The sequence below is a fragment of the Paenibacillus sp. TSA_86.1 genome (assembly GCF_052691815.1).
This window is the reverse complement of sequence record NZ_JBQZGE010000008.1, coordinates 135558-158542: the sequence shown is the minus strand read 5'-3', so window position 1 is coordinate 158542 and position 22985 is coordinate 135558. Positions and strand designations below refer to the sequence as shown.

Genomic DNA, 22985 nt, shown 5'->3' with positions numbered 1-22985 from the left:
TACAAACAGGATCAATCAAAAAACCGCTGTGCAATGACATGCTCAGCGGTTTTTTATATCTTTTGGAAAAAGTGGTACAAAAGTGAATATATTAATTTAAAGGTAATATACGTCTACTAATGATGCAGTTTCATTTAAGATGCGTTTGATCCGCTCTGGTCATCCGGACTACCGCTTGCATCGTTGAAGCTCTGCAAACGCTCCTCAATATCAGCGCTCGTTCGCAGAGTAAAGCACTTACGCGCTTCCTCTTTAGCTTCTGCAGCTGTTGTATTCAAGACTCGATGCTTCACACGCAGCAATGATTGCGGAGACATGCTTAGATGACGAATCCCCAGTTCCAGCCACAATGGTATGGAGCGCTCGTCCCCCGCCATCTCACCACAGACGCTGACATCAATGCCTGCCGTATGGGCCGCGTCTACAGTAGCCCGAAGCATACGCAGCACAGCCGGATGATACGGATGATACATATGAGCAATCTGTTCATTCATTCGGTCCACTGCCAGTACATACTGTACCAGATCGTTTGTTCCGATACTGAAGAAATCGGCTTCTTCTGCAAGTAAATCCGCAATCATGACGGCTGCGGGAACCTCAATCATGATGCCTACCTGAATGTTTGCATCGTAGGCCAAGCCTCGCTCATCGAGATCAGCCATCGCTTCCCGAAGGATTTCGTTGGCTTGTTGCAACTCCTCAACCGAGGAAATCATCGGATACATAATCTTTACATTACCTGCCGCGCTTGCACGAAGAATAGCGGTAAGCTGTGTTTTGAACAAATCCTTACGATCCAAACTGATTCGAATGGCTCGATATCCTAGAAACGGATTATCCTCTTCCGGCAATTCAAAATAATCGAGCTCTTTGTCGCCCCCAATGTCGAGTGTGCGAATGACAACCGCCTGTCCAGTTGTTTTCTCGGCAACAAGCCGGTACACCTCATACTGTTCCTGCTCTCCGGGGAAGGTCGCACGATCCATATACAGGAATTCGGTTCGGAACAAACCTACACCCTTGGCTCCGTGTTTCAACGCCAGATCAAGCTCCTTCACGGAACTGATGTTGGAAGCCAGCTTCAGCACAGCTCCGTCTTTGGTCACCGCATCTACGGTGGCAAGTACTTGCAGCTGTTCTTTTTTCTTCAACTCTTTGTTGCGGAGCATTGTGTATCGTTCAATGGTTTTGCGATCCGGATCGATAAATACTAACCCATTATCGCCATCCACAACCAGCATGTCTCCCGTTTCTACCGGCATACCAAGACTCGCTTCCAGTCCGGAAACGAGAGGAATCCCGAGTGCACGCGCCATAATAGCAGAGTGTGACGTCTTACCGCCGATCAGTGTAACAATCCCCAGAACGTAGCTTGGATTCATATGCGCCAGCTGCGATGGTGACAACTCTTTGGCAACGAGAATATACGGCTGGGTATCTGAAGGTAGGGTAATCTCAGGGGCACCCAGCAGATGTTTAAGGAGGCGGTTACCGACATCCTTGATGTCGATTGCCCGCTCCTTCATATATTCGTCTTCCAGCAGGTCAAACATGGTGACAAAATGGTCTATCGCTTCTTTTACCGCCACCTCTGCCGCCTTGTACTGACGTTCAATAATGCCACGGATCTCGTTCATGAATACCGGATCTTCCAGAATAGCAAGATGTGCGTCAAAGATGCTGGATTCCTCCGGGCCCACAACTTCTTTGAACTCATTTTTGATAAATTCGATCTCATCCTTCGATGTCCGTATACCCTCGTACAGCCGTTCGAATTCCTGGGCGAGATCCACCGAATCCATTTTCTGGTCGGGTAGATCCCATTCCCAGCTGGGCAGGACAAATGCTTTGCCGATGGCGATGCCTGCAGCTCCATTGATGCCTTGTATCTTCATTCTACCCCTCCAACGTTCCTGTCATAGAGCACCACGGACATAACGGATGCCTGACCTTTCTTCACTTGCTTGAATGGAGCAAAGCTCCATGATTTCACACGATCCGGGTTCGTAATAACCATCGGGGTCGTGAGTGACGCGGCCTGTTCACGTAATACGGCCAGATCGAATTTGATAAGCAATTGTCCAGGCTCTACCGTATCCCCTTCTTGCACAAATGCCTCAAAATGCCCTTTCAGCTGTGAGGTATCGATCCCGATATGAAGCAAGACCTCCAGTCCCTCCCGTGTGGAAATACCAAGGGCATGCATCGTTGGATACAAATGCATAATCGTTCCAAAGACAGGCGATACCAGCTCTCCTCGCTCGGGCACAAAAGCTACACCGTCTCCAACCAGCTTGGCTGCAAAGATCTGATCCGGCACTTCCTCAATCGGAAGCATTTTACCCTGCACCGGTGCAGCGAATAACACCTGTTGTAGATCCCGTTCAAGCAGCTTTGCAATTTCTTCCCGAATCAGTTCGGAATAGGTGCCAAATACCACTTGCACGTTGCCGCCACCTAGCTTGATCAGTCCAGCTGATCCTAGATTCTTCATTGCGCCTGTATCGATCAATCGATCGTCGTGAACCGTCAGACGCAGGCGTGTAATACATGCCTCCACCTGCACGATGTTGCTTTTCCCGCCCAACGCTTCCAATACCAACGGGGCTTGATAAGGGATATTTCCAACCCAATCTTCGAGCATAGATCCTTCTTCCCGTCCAGGTGTTGGTATCTTGAACGTACGAATCGCCCAACGGAACAGGAAATAATAGACCAGCCCATATAGTATGCCAATCGGAATGAGCTTCCAAGCATTCTCAGACAAATGAAAATTGAGTATGTAATCAATTATACCAGCCGAGTATGAGAATCCGTGCCGTATATCCAGCCAGTAACTAAGCCACATGGCCACCCCGGACATCACGGCATGTACGATAAACAGATACGGCGCCGCAAAAAGAAAAGCAAACTCGATTTGCTCCGACACCCCTGTTAAAAAACAGACCAGCGCGGAAGTCAGAAATGTTTTTCTTATTTTGGGCTTCAGATCTTCCCTGGCCTCCTGAATAATCGCAAGCGCAATCGCAGGAATAGCAAACATCATAATGGGAAAGAGTCCGGCCATGAAAAACCCGGCAGTCGGATCACCTGCAAAAAATCGCGGCAAGTCCCCTTGCACGATGTTGCCGCTCGGCGTTTCGTAGGTCCCTAACTGGAACCAGAATACATTATTCAGCAAATGGTGAAGCCCAAAAGCAACCAGCACCCTGTACAACACACCGTAGATGAACAATCCGAAACCACCAAGGCTATACTCCCATGTTGCAATGGAATTCAGGCCATGCTGAAGAAGCGGAGCAATCCATAACATGAAGCAGGAGAACAGGGCCGAGCAAAGCCCCACGATAAGTAAAACAAATCTCGAACCGCCAAAAAACTGTAAGATTTCGGGCAGTTTGATGCTTTTAAACCGATTATGCATTCCACCGGCTAATGCACCGAGTATAATTCCGATTAATGAAGCAGGCTGCACCGTGCCATCTCCGAAATTTCGAGTGACTTGATCATAGATAACGATTCCAGCCAGCGCTGCGAGTCCAGCTTGACCGGCCTGGTTGGAGAGTCCCAGTGCCACGCCGACAGCGAACAAATACGGCAAAAAATAAAAAATACCGTGTCCGGCCACGGTAGACACTTCGCCAATCATTCCCATTCCCCAGGCGTTCCAGGGCAGACTGCCCACACTGAGCAAAATAGCAGCAGCGGGCAGGACCATTGTAGGCAGCATAACCGCTCTTCCGAGCTGCTGCAAGGATCCGAGCCAATTCATGGCGACCTCTCCTTTCTATCCTAGATGGTAAGCTTTACACCGCATTTTGTCAAAGTAAAAACACAATGATTAACAGGAAAAATCCCGTGTCTCTGAAAGACCACGGGATTCTCGTTTAAGTCGTAGATTCGGAGTAATGCTGCCTTGACAGCAGTAAGGCTCTTAGCCGCGGCCAGCGCCGCGTAGAACGATGGAATCTTCTACCTTGATACAACGATTGGTGACTGCAGTCATGCCGTTCTCTGCCGCAATCTGGACAGCCTCATCGTTATGAATGCCGAGTTGGAGCCATAATACCTTGGCTTTGATCGCAGCGGCTTCACGAGCGACTTCCGCGCAAAACTCCTCACGCCTGAAAACATTAACAATATCCACAGGTTCGGGGATATCTGCGAGTGTGGCATATACCTTCTCGCCCAAAATCTCTCCCTGTGCTTGCGGATTAACAGGGATGATACGATATCCTCTGCTCTGCATAGCTTCCGCGACCATATACGAGGTGCGATCCGATTTGTCCGATAAGCCGACAACAGCGATGTTGCCTGCCTTGCGCAAAATGTGTCCAATTTCTTCTCGAGTAGGGTTGTTAAATTCCATGTTCAAGCACCATCCTTTTCTGCTTAACGTGTTAATTTACTCTTTTACCCACTGAACCGAAGCGCCAAGCGCCTGCAAATGATCAAAATATTGCGGATATGACTTGGCTACATGGTGTGCATCCCGAATACGGAGAGGTTGTTTGGCCCGCAGACCCACGACAGTAAGCGCCATAATGACACGGTGATCATAGTGAGCATTAATCTCCACGCCGCCCTCAACACCTTCAGGACGCCCGTGCACGATAATCTCTGCTTGACGCTCCTCTACATTCGCTCCGGCCTTCCGCAGTTCATTCAAATAATCCGTAATTCGGTCACATTCCTTGTAACGCAGGTTCTCTACATTATAAAACCGTGAAGTGCCTTCCGCAAACACTGCTGCCGCTACCATAGCCAATACGGCGTCCGTAGCCGCATCTCCGTCGAATTCAATCGCCTTCAATCTGCCATTTCCTTGAACGTGAACCACGTCATTGTCATGAGTGAGTGGCACTTCCATCATACGCAGCACATCAACGATGGCACGCTCCCCTTGCTTGCTCTGCTCCATCAGTCTAAGAATCTTCACATCAGATTGGGTAACCGCTGCGGCAGCTAGTACGGCAGCCGAGCCAGGGTAATCCCCTTGTACGGTGTACGTTGTAGGCTTGTAAACCTGTCCGCCAGGAACACGGAATGACATGTAGTCGTCACTTGCATGAATGATGATACCTGCCTGTGCAAGAACCTCCAGCGTCTGCCCAATGACCACTTTTGATTTCAAATCATTCAGAACCTCAATTGTACTGTCTTCAGCAAGCAACGGTGTCACAAACAGCAATGCGCTCAAATATTGGGAACTCACAGAGCCGGACACACGAATATGTCCACCCTTCGCATGACCGCCTCTGACCGTAATCGGCAGACGGCCTTGCTGATGCTCCACCTGTACCCCCATTTGACCAAGCGCATCAATCAGATCGTCATGCGGCCGTTTACCAAGAGAATCCGGGTACGTGTTTACAAATGTGACCTCAGGGCATAGTGCCGTTACGCCCATCAGAAAACGAAGCACAGCACCAGCATTCCCCACGTTTAATTCACGTACGTTATGCGGGTTACTTCCAAAGCCTTGAATGACGATTTTGCTGTCGTCCTCTTCGAGTACAGCTCCCAGATCACGAATACATCTGCGCATCGCATCACTATCCTCACTATGTGCCGGAAAATGAATCGTACTTGTTCCTTCCGCCAGCGCAGCGGCCAGCAAGTAACGCGTTGTATAGTTTTTGGAGGACAAAGCTCCGATTTCCCCGTTCAGATTAGGGGTAGGGTTAACAATAACGTCCATGGATGATATTCTCCTTTTATTGATTGTAATGGTGAAGCTGCATAAATGGTATTCGTGAGGCTGCGTATAGCCAAATTGACATCCCCTGTATCCCTTGGGTATCATTAGAGGCGTTAAGTCCATATAGAAAAGAGGACCTGAATATGACACAAATCGCTGAAATTCAACCATCCGAGCTGCGCCGCCGTCTCCAAGCGGGAGAGAAGCTGCAGATGATAGACGTCCGCGAGGACGAAGAGGTCGCACAAGGCATGATTGATGGTGCCAAACACATTCCACTGGGACAGATTCCAGATCGCTTGTCCGAGATCGACAAATCAGGTGAGATCATTATCATCTGTCGTAGCGGTTATCGTAGTGAGCGGGCTTGTGAATATCTGCAACAGCTCGGATACGACGGCTCTACCAATATGGTCGGCGGCATGCTGCAGTGGCAGCAGGAAGACTAAAACAGGGCTATTGTACAAGCTGGTGAACCCTACTGATTGTTACACTTCAACGGGTTCACCCTTACACCTTACCATTTCCAGAACGGGCCACATGGCTCGTTTTTTAATAGGTTCTACCCCATACTCTAGTCTATATAAAATAAAGCCACTGACAGCATCGCGTGTAATCATGACTGTTCAACTTATATCTCTCACTTCTTCGGCGATCACAAGCTTAGACGCGGTAATGCGCTAAAATTAAACGAGTCACTTCGGCCGCGGACAACGCGGTTGTATCCACCGTGTAATGCGCAAACCGATATGCATCTTTGCGTTCTTCCATAATCGTTCGAATCCGTTCCTCCGCATTGCCTGCAAGTAGCGGACGGTTCTCACAGCTGCTCACACGTTCCACAATGACCTCAGGATCTGCCGTCAGGGCAACCACCCAGCCATTCGCTGACATCGCCTCACAATTATCCGGACGAAGTACAACGCCGCCTCCAGTTGCAATAACTTGTGCGTTGTTCTCAAGTACCGAGCATAGCATCCGGTTCTCTACATCACGGAAATGCGCCTCTCCTTTGCCCGAAAACAATTCCGGAATGGTACAGCCTTCCTCCTGTTCAACCGCAGCATCCACATCAATTAATCGGTATCCCAGCTCGCGAGAAAGCATCTCGGCAACGGTTGACTTGCCCGTTCCCATCATGCCGATGAGAATAATATTTTTAGACTTGCTCAAGGTGTACACTCCTTTAATTCAAGCATTTCGTGAGCACTTTTGTCCTAATCATAACACAGCCCTGCGAACGGGGGAAGGCCAATAAAGAGGGACCTGGTGGTCCCCGGTATGATCCGGTCCTCCAAGTCCCTCATGACATTCTTTTATCCGAAGATTACTCCATCCAGTTGTGGTGGAAGCTGCCTTCTTTGTCTAGACGTTTGAATGTGTGTGCGCCGAAGTAGTCGCGTTGTGCCTGCAGCAGGTTCGCTGGCAAACGCTCTGTGCGGTAGCTGTCGTAGTAGGACAATGCGCTGGAGAAACCCGGTACCGGAATACCTTGTTTCACCGCAGCCGCCACCACTTCACGCCATGCATCCTGGTACGTTTCCACGATGTTTTGGAAGTACGGATCAAGCAGCAGGTTTTTCAGGGCTGCGTCTTTATCGTATGCTTCCTTGATGTTTTGCAGGAACTGTGAACGGATGATGCAGCCACCGCGGAAGATCATCGCGATGTTGCCGTATTTCAGATCCCAGCCGTACTCGTCGGATGCGGCACGCATCTGTGCGAAGCCTTGGGCGTAGGATACGATCTTACTTGCGAACAGCGCTTTGCGCACGCTCTCGATGAACGCTTTTTTGTCGCCGGAGAATGCCTCTGCCTTAGGTCCGTTCAGGATTTTGCTTGCAGCGATACGTTCATCTTTCATGGCAGACAGGAAACGGGAGAATACGGATTCCGTAATCATGGACAATGGTACGCCGAGATCCAGTGCGCTTTGGCTTGTCCATTTGCCTGTTCCTTTTTGTCCAGCGGCATCCAGAATGACATCCACCATCGGTTTGCCCGTTTCCGGATCGTATTTGGAGAAGATGTCCGCGGTGATCTCGATCAGGTAACTGTCAAGTTCGCCTTGGTTCCATTCGGTGAAGATTTCATGCAATTCCTCTACGGATACGTTCAGTACCGATTTTAGCAAGTGGTACGCTTCTCCGATCAATTGCATATCACCGTACTCAATGCCGTTATGTACCATTTTCACGTAGTGTCCGGCACCGTCTGGTCCGATATATGTACAACATGGGTCGTCACCGACTTTAGCAGAAATCGCCGTGAGGATCGGTTCTACCAGTTTATAAGCACTTTCTTGTCCACCTGGCATAATGGAAGGGCCTTTCAACGCGCCTTCTTCACCGCCGGATACCCCTGTACCAATAAAGCGAATACCCTTGTCCTCCAGCTCTTTGCTGCGACGAACGGTGTCAGGGAAATAGGCATTTCCGCCATCAATAATGATATCTCCTTGATCCAAGTGAGGAAGCAATTGCTCAATCGTTGCATCGGTTGCTTTACCCGCTTGTACCATGATCAAAATTTTGCGCGGGGATTCCAGGGAGGCTACGAATTCTTCAATCGAGAATGTACCTGTCAAATTTCTGCCTTCGGCTTCTTTCAGAAGGTCATGTGTTTTCTCAGGCGAACGGTTGAATACCGATACTGAAAATCCTCTACTTTCAATATTAAAGGCCAAATTTTTCCCCATGACTGCCAGGCCAATTACGCCGATTTGTTGTTTTGTCATCTGGTCCTCCATCCTTTACTCCAATTAATTTTATTGAAAAAAAATCTCAACAATATACTCATTTTAACGGTTTTATGTGTGAAAGTGAACCCCGCACCCCAGCCGGACAGCGAGAAAACACCGGAATCGACTCAGGTGTTCATTGTATTTTCATAAATACGTTATTATAGTAAGATCAACGAATCAACCTGAATGGAGGAGCTTGCAGATGTCACTGGAGCAGCTTTCTAATGAAGAACGTTTTGCGCTGGATATTCGAAGGACATATCTTTTGGGAACCTATATGAATGAATGGGGCCTGCCTGAGAGCAGAATGAACCTTTCCAAAACGGAGCGAAACATTCATGTGGAAATTTACTATTTTCCTGCAACAATGCAGTCCGGTATCGCACGATTTGTCACGATTGGTTTGTCTCAAGCAACCCGTCCTTCTGGGGAACCAGTCACCGCAGAGTGGATGCTGGCACTGCAATCGGATTTAGGCGGTGCAACTGCGGATCGTGTCAATAGCTATTTTGCGGATATTATTACACATCATATCGAACATGCCCCGAATTCCGATATCCCGCGTGTGATGAAATCAAGTACCTTGGCACCGGCAGAATGGAATGCGACCGCCCTGTTGATTGACGAATTGCGAGGAGAAAACGAAGCCCTCGAAAACATATATACAGGCCATGAAACGGTGCCCCTATTATGGGTCATCCCAATCACTACAAATGAAGCGGATCTAATTCTGGAACAAGGAATTGAGGAATTTGATACTCATGTGGAGAATTCCGATGATTCCATTATCGATCCCAGGCGCCCCTAGACGAACGGAAGAATAAACGCTCTGACGATTCGGGATTCAAACAAAAAAGTCTCTCTGCACTGCACATCAAAGGGCTGCCCCTAGTCTGTTAATATCCTTAGGGAACAGCCCTCTTCAATAAAAACGATGCTCAAACACAGTTTACCTCATCCTTCCAGCATCAGCAGATGTCCGGACAACCGCTGCAGTGCTTCACGGCAGGTATTAGCCTTCTCTGTATTATTAATCTGAATGGCATTATGCAGCCGTTCCAGCACATCATCGATCTCCATACGCAGCAGCATAAGCCGCTCTTCGCCTTCACGCGAGAGGAACATCTCTTCCATCTCTTCCGCCGTTGGCGCAGGTTCTTTTTGAAAAATGACCCGCTGCTTGAATCCGGACACTTCCACCAGACGAATCACTTCACCAAACAAAATATTCTCCACCGTCATCTGCTGATCCTTGAAGCGTTTCACCACGGCATGCCCGCGTGTATCGCCAATCAGCTTCTCCAGCCACTCTGCAAGCTTGGCATCCTTGATCAGATAATCTCCTGTCATTTTATAATTCCCACTGCGCGTCTGTTGAAAACGGAGCTTTACCAGCTTACGTCCGGTGCGGACTGACAGGATAAAGAAGGATTCGTCCTCGCTCCAATATAGTGAATACCCCTCACGAATTAGGTCTTTGATTAGATTTTGGATATGCCGACGGTTGAACCGCAGCTCCAGATTGCAATATTCAACTTCATAACTCTTATTCACGGCACTCCCTCCATCTGTACCGGACTGCTCCGGCCTCATGTTTCAAGCACTTGTGTTACATCGGCTTACCCTATTTTATACTTCATTTTATGTAAGGGTACTTGGTTATTTGACTATTTTTCACGGAATGGGAATCCGATTTGTAGCTTTCCGCAGATGCACAGGGGCAAGCCCCTAGATATTCACGATATAATAGTCATTTTCATAAATGGAAAAGTGTCGAAATTATGATTATTGTAGTGCATTTCATAAATGACACTTTATTTGCACTAAATGATGGTTTCTGGCAACACAACAAATCAAAAGGAGGCCCATCACCCTGAGCAGATCAGGTTCCATGGACCTCCTTATTGGATTGTACGAGTTACCTCGTTCTTCCTCTATCCTGCCGGTGCAGTGCGGAATGGCTTGCGTGCCAAAACAAAGTGAACAACGGCGAGCCCGGCCATCACAAGAGCGCTGGCGATAAACGGGGCCGGGTGACTCACATGATCCCACAACAATCCCGACACAATCGGACCTACGACCATCCCCGACCCTTGCAACGTTAGAAAAAAGCCCCAGATAGCCCCGCGCTCACCTTCGGGAATCAAGGTTGCAACAAAAGCATTCCATGCTGGCAGAATCATGGCGTAACTTACGCCGACAAGCATTACGATGCCAAAAACAACAGGAATGGCTGTCACTGTTGAGAAAATAAACAGGCTGACTGCCGCCATCAGAAATCCGATGTTCAGAAACGGCTTCGTTCCAAACCTATCCACCATCTTACCCACTGGCAACAATGCGATGACCGTAATACCTCCTCCTGCAATGAGCAATAAGCTGTACAGGTTAGGTGAAATATTCAGATCGGTTCGTGTATACAGCGTAATCACAGGACTCAGCAGACCGATCACGAATGATTGCATGAACAGCGCAGGATAGACGAGCGGATTAACATTCAGCGTGCTGCGCACCCGATGTAAAGTACGCTTAACGCTCTGTTGCAGGCGAATAAACGGTGTAAGCAGGTTCGGCTTGGCTGGATACTTCTGTTTTACGGATTCTCCACCCTCTCCAGCGACTCCCGTTTCTGCGTTCTGCCCTCCCTCGATCACAACACGGCCCGGAAGAATCATAGCAACAAGAATGACCAGAATCGCACATCCCATGAGGACAAGGAAGATCGTCCGGTAATCATGACCGGTTCGTTCCAGAAGCCAGTTCATGCCGACAGGTCCAAGCCCTGTGCCTCCCAAAGCTGCCATCTCGAGTGCACCCATTGCCGTACCATTTTTGTTCTGGGGACCTGACATCGCAGTTACTCCCGTCATCGCACACGGCCATAGAGGTGATGTACCGATTCCGAGGATCAGGCAAGCCATAGACAGCCCAATAGCACTTTTGAGAAAAAGGATCATGATAACGGCAATTAACGTACAGATCAGAGCCGTTACCATCGTGGCTCGAAATCCGATGCGTTCTGCCGCCCAGCCTGAAGGTGCTCTGAACAAATTGTCCCCCAGATACTGAAGAGCAAATGCCACGCCAATGACGCCAGCAGAGAGCCCCAGAATATTATCCATATATACGGGGAGAACGGCGACCAGCAGTGCCCCTTTGATGATCTCCACCAGGAAAAGTGTCAGCCACATCGCAATAAAAAAAGGCGATCTCAATATCTTGGCTGGTTTGATGTCGGTTTGCATTCTTTTTCCCCTTTCAAGGTTCATTTACCGTTCCTCTACACTTAGTGTAACCGTGGAGATGACGACCAAATCTCACCAATTCAAAAATTTGTCGTTCATACCGCTTGCATTCAGTGCTTATTTTGCTATACTCATCTTTGTTTACCATTTTCTTAGGAAGGGTTGTGACAGCACTGATGAATCACCACCGTACGCCGCTGTTTACCGCTTTAAAAAATCACGCGGCACTCAATCCCGTACAGTTTCATATTCCGGGACATAAAAAAGGATTGGGAGCGGATAGCGAATTCCGTGAATTTATTGGCGATAACGCCTTCTCCATAGATTTAATCAACATCGCACCACTCGATGACCTGCATCAACCCACAGCTGTCATTCGCGAGGCACAGATGCTGGCCGCGGATGCCTTTGGAGCCGATTATACCTATTTTAGTGTACAGGGTACAAGCAGTGCGATTATGACGATGATTCTATCGGTATGCGGACCTGGAGACAAAATTATCGTGCCCCGCAACGTACACAAATCCGTCCTGTCTGCCATTATTTTCTCAGGAGCCAAACCTGTATTTGTCTCTCCTGCACAGGATGCTAACCTTGGCATTGATCACGGTGTAACCATTCAATCCATACGTCGTGCGCTTGAGCGCCACCCGGATGCCAAAGCTTTATTAGTCATCAATCCAACCTATTACGGTGTATGTACAGACCTCAAGTCCATCGTAGAGCTGGCTCACAGCTATCAGGTGCCCGTTCTGGTGGATGAGGCACATGGTGTGCTTATTCATTTCCATGAGGATCTGCCGCTGTCTGCAATGGCCGCTGGAGCTGATATGGCTGCTACAAGTGTACACAAGCTTGGTGGTTCGATGACCCAGAGCTCCGTTCTGAATCTGAACACGAAGAATGGGTTCGTCAATCCACAGCGTGTACAGACCATTCTGAGCTTGTTAACGTCAACATCCACCTCATACGTATTGCTTGCATCGCTGGATACTTCCAGACGTAATCTGGCCCTGCATGGTCATGAAATTGCGCAGAAGGCGATTGATCTTGCTGAGTTTGCACGACGTACGATCAATGATATGGATGGATTATACTGTTTCGGAGAAGAACTGTTAGGTACAGAAGCAACCTTTAATTATGACCCGACAAAAGTCACGATTCATGTGCGCCATCTCGGAATCACAGGTTATGAGACCGAAAACTGGTTGCGTGAGCATTATAATATCGAAGTTGAACTTAGCGACATGTACAATATCTTGTGCCTCATTACGCCAGGTGATACGGACGATAGCGTGAATATTTTGCTCAACGCACTTCAGGATCTTGCCCGTACTTATTATCAAGTCAATCCTGCGCATGAACTGGTGGTCAAAGTTCCAGATATCCCTCAGCTGATGTTGACACCGCGTGATGCCTTTTATGGGGATACCGAGGTCATTCCTTTCAAGGAATCCGCTGGACGCATTATCTCGGAATTCATCTATGTGTACCCGCCAGGCATTCCGATTTTGCTTCCTGGCGAGGTTATTACGCAAGAAAACATTGATTATATCATTGATCATGTTGAGGTCGGACTGCCGGTTAAAGGACCAGAAGACCGTAGCGTAACAAACGTCAAAGTCATCGTGGAAGCTGACGCGATTTTCTAAGAAACGACATATAGGCCAGGTTAAGACCGTGAAAGAAACGCGAAACGAAAGAAAACGTGAAGATATAGCTTGAACAGTGAAGGACCAGGTTTAACACCTGGTCCTTTTTGATTTCCATTTTTCCTGACTCGACTCTATGTGCCCGCAAGCCAAAATAGCCAATCAACAACAAAAGACCCCTTGAAAATCAAGGAGTCTTCATGTTATGTTCCGAAAGATTGACTATTCTTGGGAAGCAACCAATTCGTTGTACGCCGCTTCAACACGGTTCCACTCTGCTTCGTCTTCAATATTGTAGAGCACCATTTCCTCGTCTTCTTCTTCCATACGCAGGATGATGCCGTCAGCTTCAGGATTGTTGCGTTCGAGCAAGAGTGCATAAACGTGATCTTGCACGTCAAACGTCTCTACCAAAACCATTTCCACGTCTTGACCATTCTCGTCAGTCAGTGTGAGAAGGATCTCTTCGTGTTCATGATCGTGATCATGGTCGTTACCGCAACCGCAGTTATCTCCATGCTCGTGTTTGTGATCGCTCATTGTAATACCTCGCTTCATCATTAGAAAATGTGTAACCTTGCATATCGTAACATGTTCACAGAGCCAGGTCAATTTACCAGTCAGCGTTTACGCCGCCTTTAATCGTTCAGCGCTGTAATGATTTTTTCGGCAACCAGAACATAGTTGCTGTTTGCATTTTCTTTAATATGAAAGCCAATCTGGTACTTGCCCGCACGACTAAAATCATATGTGAAATCATACGTACGGAACCAGAAATTATCCTTCTGTGTTGTCAGATCCTGTGCCTGAATATCCTTCACCTGACCACTCGGGTCCGTTATTGTGACTTTCACGGCTGAGACATCTGTTGTCAGACTGTCTACCTGTGAGAACACATTGAATTTCAATTTGCCCACATTGACGTTCCCAAACACAGTATCTCCCTTGAAGAGAAAAATATGTACATTCGGCTTGATTACGGTTACTCGCTTGTTACTGTTATCCCAAAGAGCAACGCCCCCTGCCTCACGAACGGGTACATAAGTCGTTCCATTAATCAAATAACCACCGTCAGACGCTTCCTTGCCGTTAATGAGTACGCGAATCTTCTCGTTCACAGAATCCGCAAACAATAAAGACCCGCCCAGCAAGGAGAATACCATGACACATAGCAGCACTCTTTTCCATTTCATTCCGTCAATATACCCTCCCCTGCTGTTAGCATGTTTGTACATTTATACTGCGAACGCCTCTACAAAGTTGCGCTGTTTTTCATCATTTTTCATTTTTTATCCAAAATATTTACCACGCTTTGGGAAACACAAAAAAAGGCTACCCTGTTATCAGGATACCCTAATATGTTACTTCGTATATATACGTCATTAGACGAAGTGTCACGAAGATACATGGCGGGTGAGGATACAGGGTACCCCTTTGCCAACTGCTCCGCCCTCTCTCATTCGTGCGGCGTATTCCGTGCCTCGTGAGCAAGGTGTCTTGCAGCGCTCACATACATCGGATGTAACGAGCTTCATGGATACACGCATCTTGTCACTTTTTAACGCGGGAGCCTTCTTTCCTTTTGCCTTTGCCATCCCGGATTCCCCATTTCCCATAATGCTGACTGAATAATGCATCATATGGGGAAACGCCCAGTAGTGTGACTACCTAAAACACATATTTAAACAATAGGAAAATCACCAGGAAAATACCCGCAATAATCAGCAAGTTGCTGATTTCCCACCAAAATCCTTTTCCACCACCAGAGATCAGTTGCTTGGAATGTTCTTCATGACGCTGCTGGTGTGTGTATGATTCCGATAAGTCCGGCGGCTTGTTATAATCTTTAAAATCCATTCACGATGCACCTCTCTTTCGTTGAACTCCATTGACTCGCTCCAACAAATGTATAATAGTACACTTCTTATGACTATCTACGCTATCTTCACTTCCAAAGTTCCAACATTTTTACTTTTATTAGAATTAAGAAAGCAAGGAAGTTTCCCGCAGGCGTGCCGGGGCACGTCAAGGGGAAGTGACGTAGCAGGGAGCGAAAAGGGGGTAAAAGATGCACTTCCGTAGGTTTCAAGACAAGCCCTAAATTACAGACCGAATATAAGTAAAAAAACCTCCGATTCCTCGGAGGTTTGGGTTTGTCTTTAATCATATTGCTCTTGTGGAAAAATGAAGTATGATGCCAGACTGCTTACGCTTGTTCTACCTTAACATTAACATTACCTTTAATCGCTTTGGAATAAGGGCAGTATTCATGAGCAAGTTTCACAAATTTTTGTGCTGTCTCTTCATCCAGGCCCAAAATTTTCACTTCAAGCTCGATATCCAGCTTCACGCCACCATCTGCGGGGTCGGCTACCAACGCGACGGTTGCAGATACCGTGCTGCGTTCGATCGTTACATTATGCTTCTTCAATTGAAATTCCAACGCAGAGTTAAAACATGCACTGTATCCTGCTGCAAACAGTTGCTCCGGGTTAGTCGCTGTTGTTACTTGACCTCCAAGTTCAGGGGGTGTAGCTACATCCATCATGAATACGTTATCCGGGGATTGTACGATCCCTTGGCGTCCACCTGTATTAATAACTGTCGTTTCATATAGAGTTTTCATATTAAAATTCTCCTCTTTCGATTTAAAGTTTGTTGTATGGGATGAACATGTTTTATTTAAATTGCTTACAAATCAATTGTATACAATTAAATTTGGTTTGTAAATAGTTTTTTTGAAATAAACAAATGAAATAAAAAAGAGCCACCTTGTAAGGTAGCTCTATATATTGATATTAGCCAAAAGCATGCATGCGTTCATGCTCGAATATTGCTCATATTTAGCAACGAAGCACAGTCCGGCAACTGAATTCTATTGGGATGTTTCGGTTTGCTCCGTTTTTTGGGTCTTCTGTTGATTTCCCGCATTGCGGTCGAAACCTTGGCCACGGAATCCGCCCTTCATGCCGTTTCCTTTGAGGTTATCCTCTAATTTGGTTAGATCAACCGAGGATGCATCAATGAGCGTATTCGTGCTCGCTTTTTGTCCCTCCGTAGTCGAAGGGATCGTTCCCTTGAGCTGTCCTTGAATGCTCTCGGCACGCAATGTGCCCAATTTAGTCAATTCAGCAACAGCTTCTTGGTACTTTTCATATGTCACAAATGCCGTAGCATCATTTTTAACGTAATCCGTAATCAGATTGTTTAATGTTTGTACCGTTTGCTCAAATTTCCCGTTTGCAAAATAACCGTCTACGATCTCCTGTAAGTATTCATGGTACTTCACCTTGTAATCCGGTACCTCCAGTAACTTGCTTAGGATCGGCCGCTCTTCCATCGTCACACCTGATAATGGAGTATCAATGGCAAGATTGACCACATCGGATGCGGACCCTGCCTGGAAGCCACCAAAAGCCATATTGTAATCCCATGGCAGCATACTAATCTTCCCGTTATTTTCATATAAATAATAGTTATGCCCCATATTGGAGGTGTAGCTATCCATATTCACCACCACGTTATGAGCTGCAAAATATTTGAGCACAGCATCCACATCCACATATTGCTCAAGATTGGTACCGGCATTTAAGTTTTTGAGTGCTTCAATCACGCGTTGTTCATCTTCTTTCGTCGTTTTGGTCTTTGCATTATCAAAAATGCCAGAATAACTGGACACTTTATCATCCGTATACACTAAGGACACGCCGTTCGTGCCGCCATTCATTCCACCGCCTCTGCCGAATCCGCGCGCCCCCTCTCCGCGAGTGTTGGCAGTCTGAGAGTTGGCATCGCCTGTTCCTGCATCTGTATCAATCGGTGGTTCCATACCTTCAGGAGGCTGAAAGTCTCCCATCTCGCCAGCATTCCCTTCTGCTGGCGGGTTCCCCATTCCCATTGGGATTCCCATTCCTCCCGCTCCCATATTGCCATCGTTATTGGGTTTGTAGATTTCTCCTTCGCCATTCTTCGCACGTGCCAGATATCCGCTGTCAATGTCTTCAACAGCCAAATATAAGCCCCACGCCTTTCCGTTGACGTTAATGTTGGCAAAAGAAAACAGTGGAGCAGCAACTCCGATATAACTCATGATGTCATAGCTGATATACTCTTTCATATAACTGGCGTCGGAAATCATATTATTCACGACCATTTTGTCCAGACCATTCCAGGTCTGACCTTTCACGAATTTATCAAACTTGATTTTGAAACTATACCGATCGGTTGAATCGTCCTGTGCCACTTGCCGCAAACTGGAGTTTCCTTTGGCTCGAATGCCTACATTTTCGATCGTTGTTCCGTTTATCGTTACATTTGCCTTGATATAGTTCTCCTCTGTCGCCGTATCCAACATTTCCTGCCAGGCATCCTCATCCACATCAATGGAGAAAGACATCACTTCCGTTTTATTAAAGTTTTGTGCATAATCCACCGTTTTCGTCTGATCTTCTGTGGAATGATTCTCCGTAGTAGTTGTTGTCGTTGTTGTTTGCGTACTTCCACTCTCATTGCTACAAGCCGCTAATAACATCGAAGCAATCACCGTAGTTGCCATAACATTTCGCCATTGGTTGTTTATCATGCCATTTCCCACCTTTAGTTCTCTTTTAAATTCCTGCTACAGAGAAGTTTAAAAGAGAAACCTTAAATGGAACTGAACAGATTGAATCCATCCCGAGTTGAGAGACACCCGATGTCCATCTTGACAACCATCTTCCAAAGTATCTTCACTTTCCCTGTTTCTTTCCAAACAAAAAAGAGCCGCCTTCTAGGCGACTCTTCATAAACATTTCTATTTTATGGTTCTATTTTATTGTAAAATGTATCATTCAACTTTCTTGCTATCTTTCAACTTACCATTGCCATCCAGCTCATAGCGTTGATAAATATTATTAGAGAGCGTTAGAGATTCCAGAATTTTCTCCATAAAGGACGCTGATGCCTTGGCGCTGAGATGATCGCCATTCCAATAGTAATGAATCAAGAGACGATTCTGATTATATGGATGTTTAGTGACATATGCTCCGGAATGTCCTGCTGTTTTCATGGCCTCTTTCCAGTCCAAACCGGTATCCTTTGCCCGAGCATTAATGTTGTTTTTCAAAGCTTGGACAAAACCATTCGACTTCGCATTACCAACAAGAATGAGGTTACTGCTGCCAATCTCACGTTTCAGTTTCTGTTTCAACTGTTTTCGATCCCGAACTACATCGTACTTCATGCCAAATACATCAAAAATCTGAGTTAACTGGCTGGTCGCTTGTTCCTGTTGTTTCGCTGCTTCTTTGCTCACCTGATCTCCAAGTACGATGGTTAATGGCTCTCCTCGGAAGGACTTTTCCATTAAACGAATCATCACTTCGTAAGGCAGATTTGGAATGTTGTTCACCACTGCTTCATACTGCGGCTGATAGGCATCATGCATATATGCTGCAAGTTCCTTCTCTGACATCTGATATTCATGCTTAAGCTCAAATCCTGGCTTCTTTAAAGCTTTTTCCATGTCCTGACGCTGTTCTTTACCAAGCACATCCTCAATGGTACCAAGTAATCCATCAATTGTAGCGTTTTGGTAGACAAAGCGATGAAAATATTCTTTCATAAACGCATCAAATTTTTGTTCACCAACAGAGCGGTATAATTGGTAAATCGCCTGACGTCCCTTTTGGTAAAATACGTAATTAGCCATTTCTCCTACTTGTTCATTTGTTGAAGCAATGGATAGATCAATAGGTGACGGATCAAGCTGAATCGATCTGAATCCTCCTAGCTTATTTCCCTGCTTTTCTAAAAAATACACCGTGGAGAAATCGGCAAAACCTTCATCCAAAAATGACTCCGTTTCTGAGTTATTCCCAATTAAAGCATGGAACCACTGATGTGCAATCTCATGTATAAACGTGGTATCATCTTCAGGTGATAACCCCGCGGCACGCTCCGGCATCTGTATTAATCTTGAATATTCCACGCCAAAGCCATCCACATGAGTCTCGATGACACGAAATTCGGGATACGGATATTCACCATATTTTTCACTGTAGAACGCTATGACTTTAAATGCATAATCAATGTATTTGTGCACCGCAGCTTTTTTGGCAGGATCATCACCCGAATAAAAATATTCCACGGTAAGACCATTACGCATCTCACGTTCTACCTTTAGATTAGGACCGGCAAAAAACACAAACTCTCTCGTATTCCCGGCGTACGACGTAACCACTTTTCTGCCATCTTCAGTACTTTTTTTGGAGGATAAATCACCCGGCATAACTACTTCGTATGACTCAGGTACATTAAGCTCCACTTTAAAGTCGGATGAGGTGTAGAAATCACTCTCGAATGAAGTGCTATACGGCGTCTTGTTCCATTGATGTGTAATCTCGTCATACACAGACATCACCGGAAACCATTGTGCTCCGTTGATCTGATCCTTGTAATACGATATTCGTTGCATGCCATAAGGAATGTCGATCCGATAATCCACTTGGAAGGTAACAGATTGCCCCGGTTGCAAAGGTGTCTTCAATTGTACGCTTAATGCCTGATTTTTGTTATCGAAAAGAAGCTTCTCTTCTTGCTGTTTCACTTCCAGAATATCAATGCCTCCCAAGAAATCTGACGCTTTCTTCTCTGGGTGTTCTTTGGCTATTTGCTCATTCTGGCCTGTATACATAATCGTTTGTGTTGCTTTGGATCGATTAGCATCGGCATAGGTATGCATAACTAACTCTTTGAGCGGATCTTTGCTCGTATTCCGGTAGGTCACTGTCTGACTTCCCTGTAGGGTCATGTCTTTTTCATCCAGACGCGCTTTGATCTGATATTGGATCGGGGATTGCTCCTGAGACATCGCTTGTGGTATGCGAGAGGTTTGTTGCATATTGGAAGCTACTTGTGCCGTCTCCCAATCAGCAGCCAGGATGGATGAATTCCATTGGGCAGCATGAGTGGTATGAATTAACGGGGACGCCGCAAGTGTCACCACGAGCGTACTCAACATAACCTTTTTGATAATATTAGTGGGTTTGATTTTAAGAGTGTGCATGTTCTCTCTCCTTTTGCTGTATGTTGTTCACATATAACAATAAGAGATCAACCTTACGTTAAATTTAGGTTTCATTTAAATTTTGTTTAAGAATAGACAGCACAACGTATCTCCTCATCTGGTTTCTCCCCCAGCACGTCCCCCAAAACTCATTTAAATCGACCATCTAGTGTAGAAAAAAGAAAAGAAGCCTTGCTACGCAAGGCTTCTCGTGTATGATCTGTAGTGGGCTCGAACCACTGACCCCTACCCTGTCAAGATAGTGCTCTCCCAGCTGAGCTAACAGATCATGTATATTAGGTTTCGTTCAATCAAGTAACAGTATCATACCAAGTAAACGTGTTCATTGTCAATCCATAATTCTGGTTTTAAATCATTCGGATTGGAGCACAATAATGGAAAGATTACCATATCCGCATGAGGAGAATGCATGATGATTATCAAAAAAATGGCCAGAAAATTGGTCGATATACATCTTCATAATAAACCCGAAAATAGACATTGCAATGCCAAGCATACTATTTATACAGCTTATTCGGCTGTATTTTTGCTTCTGGTCTGTGCTTTAACTGGCTGCGGGCTGGAGCGAGACGAGCATACTGTACAATTTCAGCAAATGCAGCAACCTAATCAACAGAATGAATCGCTACCTGTATGGCTCGATGTTTATTCTAAATCAGTCATTCAGGAGGTATACTCCCCTCAGGGTAACAGCGAAATTTTGCATTAATCAAAATAATAGAGCTGAACCATGTATAAGAAACAGATCTGCATGTGTATCTCTTACGAGGCTTTAAAACACTAGTTCATTTACGAATTGACTATATCGTGACCATATCCCTTTTTAGAAGGTGCTCCGTTACTCTTCTTCATCCCATTTGCGAGAATATGCCTTCTTGGTCACGTAGTATAACAAAGCGATCATGCCTGCCGACAAGACTAATGTAATCGTCATAACAGCCGCCATTCCCATGACTATTCCTCCTCCACAGTCCCAATATGTACCAAACTTAACTATACAGGAAAAGCATTTTTTTGTATAATGCAGTCTGAACTTGCCGCACATGGAGCAGAAAGAAGGAATCGAATTTGGCAGCTGAGATTAGTTATGTCACGACAGAAGAAGAATTAAAGCAAGCGCTTGAGATTCGCCGTCAGGTTTTTGTCATTGAGCAGCAAGTGCCTGAAAAGCTTGAGATTGATCAATATGATATCATCAGTCCAGATGTGCATCACGTGTTACTTCATACCGATGGACAGGCTGTTGCCACAGGCCGTCTGATCTATTACAGCAAAGATACGGCCAAAATGCAGCGAATCGCTGTACTGGAATCTTATCGTTCATTTGGTTATGGACGTGTGCTCCTGTTAGCGATGGAGGAACTCGCTCGTGAGCTTGGATTAACCTACTCCCTGCTGGATGCCCAGTGTCAGGCTCAGAAATTTTACGATAAACTTGGCTATGAAGTCATTTCGGAAGAACCTTTTTATGATGCCGATATTCTGCACGTTCGTATGAGAAAAAGTCTGTAATCTCGTAGCATAGCTCTACATCGGTTCAACTGGTTCCTGATAAACATGCAACTCGTGCATACTTCTCGCCAATTTGGACAGGCTAACGGGGTAAACCCATTCCCATTTGGTCATAGAAGGAGAGTGTGACATGATGGATCAGACAACACGCGAGACATTCACAGCGGTGCAGAAAAATGGTGACGGTGACCTTACCGCCTTCCAGACATCTTCAGGCCGTATTTTGGATTACCAACAGGCTCTGAACGAAGTGCAGGCGGGCCAAATCGCTGGTGTTAATGTATTCAAAGGCAAGGATGGAGAAATGTATATTCGTGGCGATGCCGACGGTGACCCGACCAACAACCTTGACCAGCTTCCGAATTTCTAAAAAGACTTGCTAAATACAACGCCAATCCACCAGGGTTGGCGTTTTTGCTTACCTTTTGCCGGAGTTTGCCACGCTTCATCTTGCTCTAATAACGTATTTAATAATCAGTAAAATATTTTACTGCGGTACCCGTAGGCTGGGGTTTTCGTATAGGACTGGGTTGCTGCTCCCATGCCTGCAAAATCTGTATGCTCTCCATCGTGGATGAGTCATGCCAGGCAATGTGCCCTCTCTGCTCCAGTTCCAGCAGTGACTCCCGAATGTGCGCTGGACTTCGCCCTGTCTTGGTTTCTAACTCATCCATACGTGGAATCCGTCGTTGCTGACCTGCATAGTTGACGAGAATGCGCAGAATTTTACGTTCAAAGTCGTTCAGCATATTTTATCTCTCCCTTCCGATTCCGATCGGTCACAGGGCGCCATGCCAATATATTTTGCTCCAGAAAGGTTCGCGGTGCCCCCTCCTTACCATCCGATGCTCGAATCATCCCGCCCCGCACACTGTTAACTCGAATCTGCCGCTGCGTAATCTGTCCCGCACGATCCATGTACACAAGCTCCACCAACTGGCCAACATATTTCCCTAGCATGATCATCCCTCCAATAAGAACATTTGTTTGCATTCACTATTATATGCGAACATAAGTTCTTTATTCAATAACAAAAAAAGGAATTTAAAATAAAAAAACCAGACAT

The 22985-nt window shown here is 46.2% G+C and carries 23 protein-coding genes and 1 tRNA gene; 6 read left to right on the top strand and 18 right to left on the bottom strand.

Annotation, left to right across the window (positions count from 1 at the left end; genetic code table 11):
* Window positions 1-134: 134 nt before the first annotated feature.
* The 4 genes from ptsP to aroA form a co-directional block, all read right to left on the bottom strand.
* Window positions 135-1895 carry a phosphoenolpyruvate--protein phosphotransferase gene (gene ptsP / locus ACUTVW_RS17120; RefSeq protein WP_445646904.1) on the bottom strand — a complete coding sequence of 587 codons (1761 nt, stop codon included), beginning with the start codon at window positions 1893-1895 and terminating at the stop codon, window positions 135-137.
* Window positions 1892-3772 carry a glucose PTS transporter subunit IIA gene (locus ACUTVW_RS17115; RefSeq protein ID WP_445646903.1) on the bottom strand — a complete coding sequence of 627 codons (1881 nt, stop codon included), beginning with the start codon at window positions 3770-3772 and terminating at the stop codon, window positions 1892-1894. The genes ptsP and ACUTVW_RS17115 overlap by 4 nt, the downstream gene beginning before the upstream one ends.
* A 162-nt stretch (window positions 3773-3934) precedes the next feature.
* Window positions 3935-4369, bottom strand: coding sequence for a CoA-binding protein (locus tag ACUTVW_RS17110; protein WP_445646902.1), 435 nt, complete (start codon window positions 4367-4369; stop codon window positions 3935-3937).
* Between the two features lie 36 nt (window positions 4370-4405).
* Complete coding sequence (gene aroA / locus ACUTVW_RS17105) at window positions 4406-5701, bottom strand: 3-phosphoshikimate 1-carboxyvinyltransferase (RefSeq protein WP_445646901.1); 1296 nt, start codon at window positions 5699-5701, stop codon at window positions 4406-4408.
* A gap of 143 nt (window positions 5702-5844) precedes the next feature.
* Here aroA and ACUTVW_RS17100 point away from each other — a divergent pair, with 143 nt between their 5' ends.
* A complete protein-coding gene (locus ACUTVW_RS17100) occupies window positions 5845-6150 on the top strand; it encodes a rhodanese-like domain-containing protein (RefSeq protein ID WP_445646900.1) in 306 nt (101 codons plus the stop codon).
* Between the two features lie 214 nt (window positions 6151-6364).
* Here the strand turns inward: ACUTVW_RS17100 and ACUTVW_RS17095 are convergent, their stop codons facing one another.
* Window positions 6365-6874, bottom strand: a complete 510-nt coding sequence (locus ACUTVW_RS17095) for a shikimate kinase (RefSeq protein WP_445646899.1) — start codon at window positions 6872-6874, stop codon at window positions 6365-6367.
* 154 nt (window positions 6875-7028) lie between these two features.
* Window positions 7029-8438, bottom strand: coding sequence for an NADP-dependent phosphogluconate dehydrogenase (gndA, locus tag ACUTVW_RS17090; RefSeq protein WP_445646898.1), 1410 nt, complete (start codon window positions 8436-8438; stop codon window positions 7029-7031).
* Window positions 8439-8646: 208 nt separating this feature from the next.
* On the opposite strand from gndA, the gene ACUTVW_RS17085 reads away from it, so the two are divergent.
* Window positions 8647-9252 carry a suppressor of fused domain protein gene (locus ACUTVW_RS17085; RefSeq protein WP_445646897.1) on the top strand — a complete coding sequence of 202 codons (606 nt, stop codon included), beginning with the start codon at window positions 8647-8649 and terminating at the stop codon, window positions 9250-9252.
* Between the two features lie 146 nt (window positions 9253-9398).
* Here the strand turns inward: ACUTVW_RS17085 and ACUTVW_RS17080 are convergent, their stop codons facing one another.
* Together ACUTVW_RS17080 and ACUTVW_RS17075 are read right to left on the bottom strand one after the other, a co-directional pair.
* Window positions 9399-9998 (bottom strand): hypothetical protein, encoded by a 600-nt coding sequence (locus ACUTVW_RS17080; RefSeq protein WP_445646896.1) that lies wholly within the window; start codon window positions 9996-9998, stop codon window positions 9399-9401.
* 380 nt (window positions 9999-10378) lie between these two features.
* Complete coding sequence (locus tag ACUTVW_RS17075; RefSeq protein WP_445646895.1) at window positions 10379-11689, bottom strand: MFS transporter; 1311 nt, start codon at window positions 11687-11689, stop codon at window positions 10379-10381.
* A gap of 176 nt (window positions 11690-11865) precedes the next feature.
* Between ACUTVW_RS17075 and ACUTVW_RS17070 the strand changes: the two genes are divergently transcribed.
* On the top strand, window positions 11866-13341 hold the full coding sequence (locus tag ACUTVW_RS17070) for an aminotransferase class I/II-fold pyridoxal phosphate-dependent enzyme (protein ID WP_445646955.1): 1476 nt from the start codon (window positions 11866-11868) through the stop codon (window positions 13339-13341).
* 222 nt (window positions 13342-13563) lie between these two features.
* Here the strand turns inward: ACUTVW_RS17070 and ACUTVW_RS17065 are convergent, their stop codons facing one another.
* From ACUTVW_RS17065 to ACUTVW_RS17030, 8 genes are all read right to left on the bottom strand, one after another.
* Window positions 13564-13881 carry a DUF1292 domain-containing protein gene (locus tag ACUTVW_RS17065; protein WP_434750315.1) on the bottom strand — a complete coding sequence of 106 codons (318 nt, stop codon included), beginning with the start codon at window positions 13879-13881 and terminating at the stop codon, window positions 13564-13566.
* 98 nt (window positions 13882-13979) lie between these two features.
* Window positions 13980-14534 carry a copper amine oxidase gene (locus ACUTVW_RS17060; RefSeq protein WP_434750314.1) on the bottom strand — a complete coding sequence of 185 codons (555 nt, stop codon included), beginning with the start codon at window positions 14532-14534 and terminating at the stop codon, window positions 13980-13982.
* 201 nt (window positions 14535-14735) lie between these two features.
* Complete coding sequence (locus tag ACUTVW_RS17055; RefSeq protein WP_154983409.1) at window positions 14736-14936, bottom strand: hypothetical protein; 201 nt, start codon at window positions 14934-14936, stop codon at window positions 14736-14738.
* 73 nt (window positions 14937-15009) lie between these two features.
* Window positions 15010-15198 carry a hypothetical protein gene (locus ACUTVW_RS17050; RefSeq protein ID WP_445646894.1) on the bottom strand — a complete coding sequence of 63 codons (189 nt, stop codon included), beginning with the start codon at window positions 15196-15198 and terminating at the stop codon, window positions 15010-15012.
* A 349-nt stretch (window positions 15199-15547) separates the two neighbouring features.
* Window positions 15548-15967, bottom strand: coding sequence for an organic hydroperoxide resistance protein (locus ACUTVW_RS17045; RefSeq protein ID WP_434750312.1), 420 nt, complete (start codon window positions 15965-15967; stop codon window positions 15548-15550).
* Between the two features lie 249 nt (window positions 15968-16216).
* Window positions 16217-17923, bottom strand: a complete 1707-nt coding sequence (locus ACUTVW_RS17040) for a CotH kinase family protein (RefSeq protein WP_445646893.1) — start codon at window positions 17921-17923, stop codon at window positions 16217-16219.
* A 243-nt stretch (window positions 17924-18166) separates the two neighbouring features.
* On the bottom strand, window positions 18167-20386 hold the full coding sequence (locus ACUTVW_RS17035; RefSeq protein WP_445646892.1) for a M1 family metallopeptidase: 2220 nt from the start codon (window positions 20384-20386) through the stop codon (window positions 18167-18169).
* 216 nt (window positions 20387-20602) lie between these two features.
* Window positions 20603-20675: transfer RNA gene (locus tag ACUTVW_RS17030), tRNA-Val, on the bottom strand.
* 141 nt (window positions 20676-20816) lie between these two features.
* Here ACUTVW_RS17030 and ACUTVW_RS17025 point away from each other — a divergent pair.
* The 3 genes from ACUTVW_RS17025 to ACUTVW_RS17015 all read left to right on the top strand — a co-directional run bounded on the left by ACUTVW_RS17025 (window position 20817) and on the right by ACUTVW_RS17015 (window position 22289).
* A complete protein-coding gene (locus tag ACUTVW_RS17025) occupies window positions 20817-21116 on the top strand; it encodes a hypothetical protein (RefSeq protein WP_445646891.1) in 300 nt (99 codons plus the stop codon).
* A gap of 359 nt (window positions 21117-21475) precedes the next feature.
* Window positions 21476-21919 carry a GNAT family N-acetyltransferase gene (locus tag ACUTVW_RS17020; protein ID WP_445646890.1) on the top strand — a complete coding sequence of 148 codons (444 nt, stop codon included), beginning with the start codon at window positions 21476-21478 and terminating at the stop codon, window positions 21917-21919.
* Window positions 21920-22052: 133 nt separating this feature from the next.
* A complete protein-coding gene (locus tag ACUTVW_RS17015; RefSeq protein ID WP_445646954.1) occupies window positions 22053-22289 on the top strand; it encodes a DUF3892 domain-containing protein in 237 nt (78 codons plus the stop codon).
* Between the two features lie 97 nt (window positions 22290-22386).
* Here ACUTVW_RS17015 and ACUTVW_RS17010 read toward each other — a convergent pair whose 3' ends face one another.
* Both ACUTVW_RS17010 and ACUTVW_RS17005 read right to left on the bottom strand, forming a co-directional pair.
* On the bottom strand, window positions 22387-22668 hold the full coding sequence (locus tag ACUTVW_RS17010; RefSeq protein ID WP_445646889.1) for a hypothetical protein: 282 nt from the start codon (window positions 22666-22668) through the stop codon (window positions 22387-22389).
* A complete protein-coding gene (locus tag ACUTVW_RS17005) occupies window positions 22652-22879 on the bottom strand; it encodes a hypothetical protein (protein WP_445646888.1) in 228 nt (75 codons plus the stop codon). The genes ACUTVW_RS17010 and ACUTVW_RS17005 overlap by 17 nt, the downstream gene beginning before the upstream one ends.
* Window positions 22880-22985: the final 106 nt, after the last annotated feature.

Bases quoted from the DNA above. Each gene is read 5' to 3' on its own strand.
- ptsP (WP_445646904.1), bottom strand. From the start codon at position 1,895: ATGAAGATACAAGGCATCAATGGAGCTGCAGGCATCGCCATCGGCAAA.
- ACUTVW_RS17115 (WP_445646903.1), bottom strand. From the start codon at position 3,772: ATGAATTGGCTCGGATCCTTGCAGCAGCTCGGAAGAGCGGTTATGCTG.
- ACUTVW_RS17110 (WP_445646902.1), bottom strand. From the start codon at position 4,369: ATGGAATTTAACAACCCTACTCGAGAAGAAATTGGACACATTTTGCGC.
- aroA (WP_445646901.1), bottom strand. From the start codon at position 5,701: ATGGACGTTATTGTTAACCCTACCCCTAATCTGAACGGGGAAATCGGA.
- ACUTVW_RS17100 (WP_445646900.1), top strand. From the start codon at position 5,845: ATGACACAAATCGCTGAAATTCAACCATCCGAGCTGCGCCGCCGTCTC.
- gndA (WP_445646898.1), bottom strand. From the start codon at position 8,438: ATGACAAAACAACAAATCGGCGTAATTGGCCTGGCAGTCATGGGGAAA.
- ACUTVW_RS17085 (WP_445646897.1), top strand. From the start codon at position 8,647: ATGTCACTGGAGCAGCTTTCTAATGAAGAACGTTTTGCGCTGGATATT.
- ACUTVW_RS17075 (WP_445646895.1), bottom strand. From the start codon at position 11,689: ATGCAAACCGACATCAAACCAGCCAAGATATTGAGATCGCCTTTTTTT.
- ACUTVW_RS17070 (WP_445646955.1), top strand. From the start codon at position 11,866: ATGAATCACCACCGTACGCCGCTGTTTACCGCTTTAAAAAATCACGCG.
- ACUTVW_RS17065 (WP_434750315.1), bottom strand. From the start codon at position 13,881: ATGAGCGATCACAAACACGAGCATGGAGATAACTGCGGTTGCGGTAAC.
- ACUTVW_RS17060 (WP_434750314.1), bottom strand. From the start codon at position 14,534: ATGAAATGGAAAAGAGTGCTGCTATGTGTCATGGTATTCTCCTTGCTG.
- ACUTVW_RS17055 (WP_154983409.1), bottom strand. From the start codon at position 14,936: ATGGCAAAGGCAAAAGGAAAGAAGGCTCCCGCGTTAAAAAGTGACAAG.
- ACUTVW_RS17050 (WP_445646894.1), bottom strand. From the start codon at position 15,198: ATGGATTTTAAAGATTATAACAAGCCGCCGGACTTATCGGAATCATAC.
- ACUTVW_RS17045 (WP_434750312.1), bottom strand. From the start codon at position 15,967: ATGAAAACTCTATATGAAACGACAGTTATTAATACAGGTGGACGCCAA.
- ACUTVW_RS17040 (WP_445646893.1), bottom strand. From the start codon at position 17,923: ATGATAAACAACCAATGGCGAAATGTTATGGCAACTACGGTGATTGCT.
- ACUTVW_RS17035 (WP_445646892.1), bottom strand. From the start codon at position 20,386: ATGCACACTCTTAAAATCAAACCCACTAATATTATCAAAAAGGTTATG.
- ACUTVW_RS17025 (WP_445646891.1), top strand. From the start codon at position 20,817: ATGATGATTATCAAAAAAATGGCCAGAAAATTGGTCGATATACATCTT.
- ACUTVW_RS17015 (WP_445646954.1), top strand. From the start codon at position 22,053: ATGGATCAGACAACACGCGAGACATTCACAGCGGTGCAGAAAAATGGT.
- ACUTVW_RS17010 (WP_445646889.1), bottom strand. From the start codon at position 22,668: ATGCTGAACGACTTTGAACGTAAAATTCTGCGCATTCTCGTCAACTAT.
- ACUTVW_RS17005 (WP_445646888.1), bottom strand. From the start codon at position 22,879: ATGCTAGGGAAATATGTTGGCCAGTTGGTGGAGCTTGTGTACATGGAT.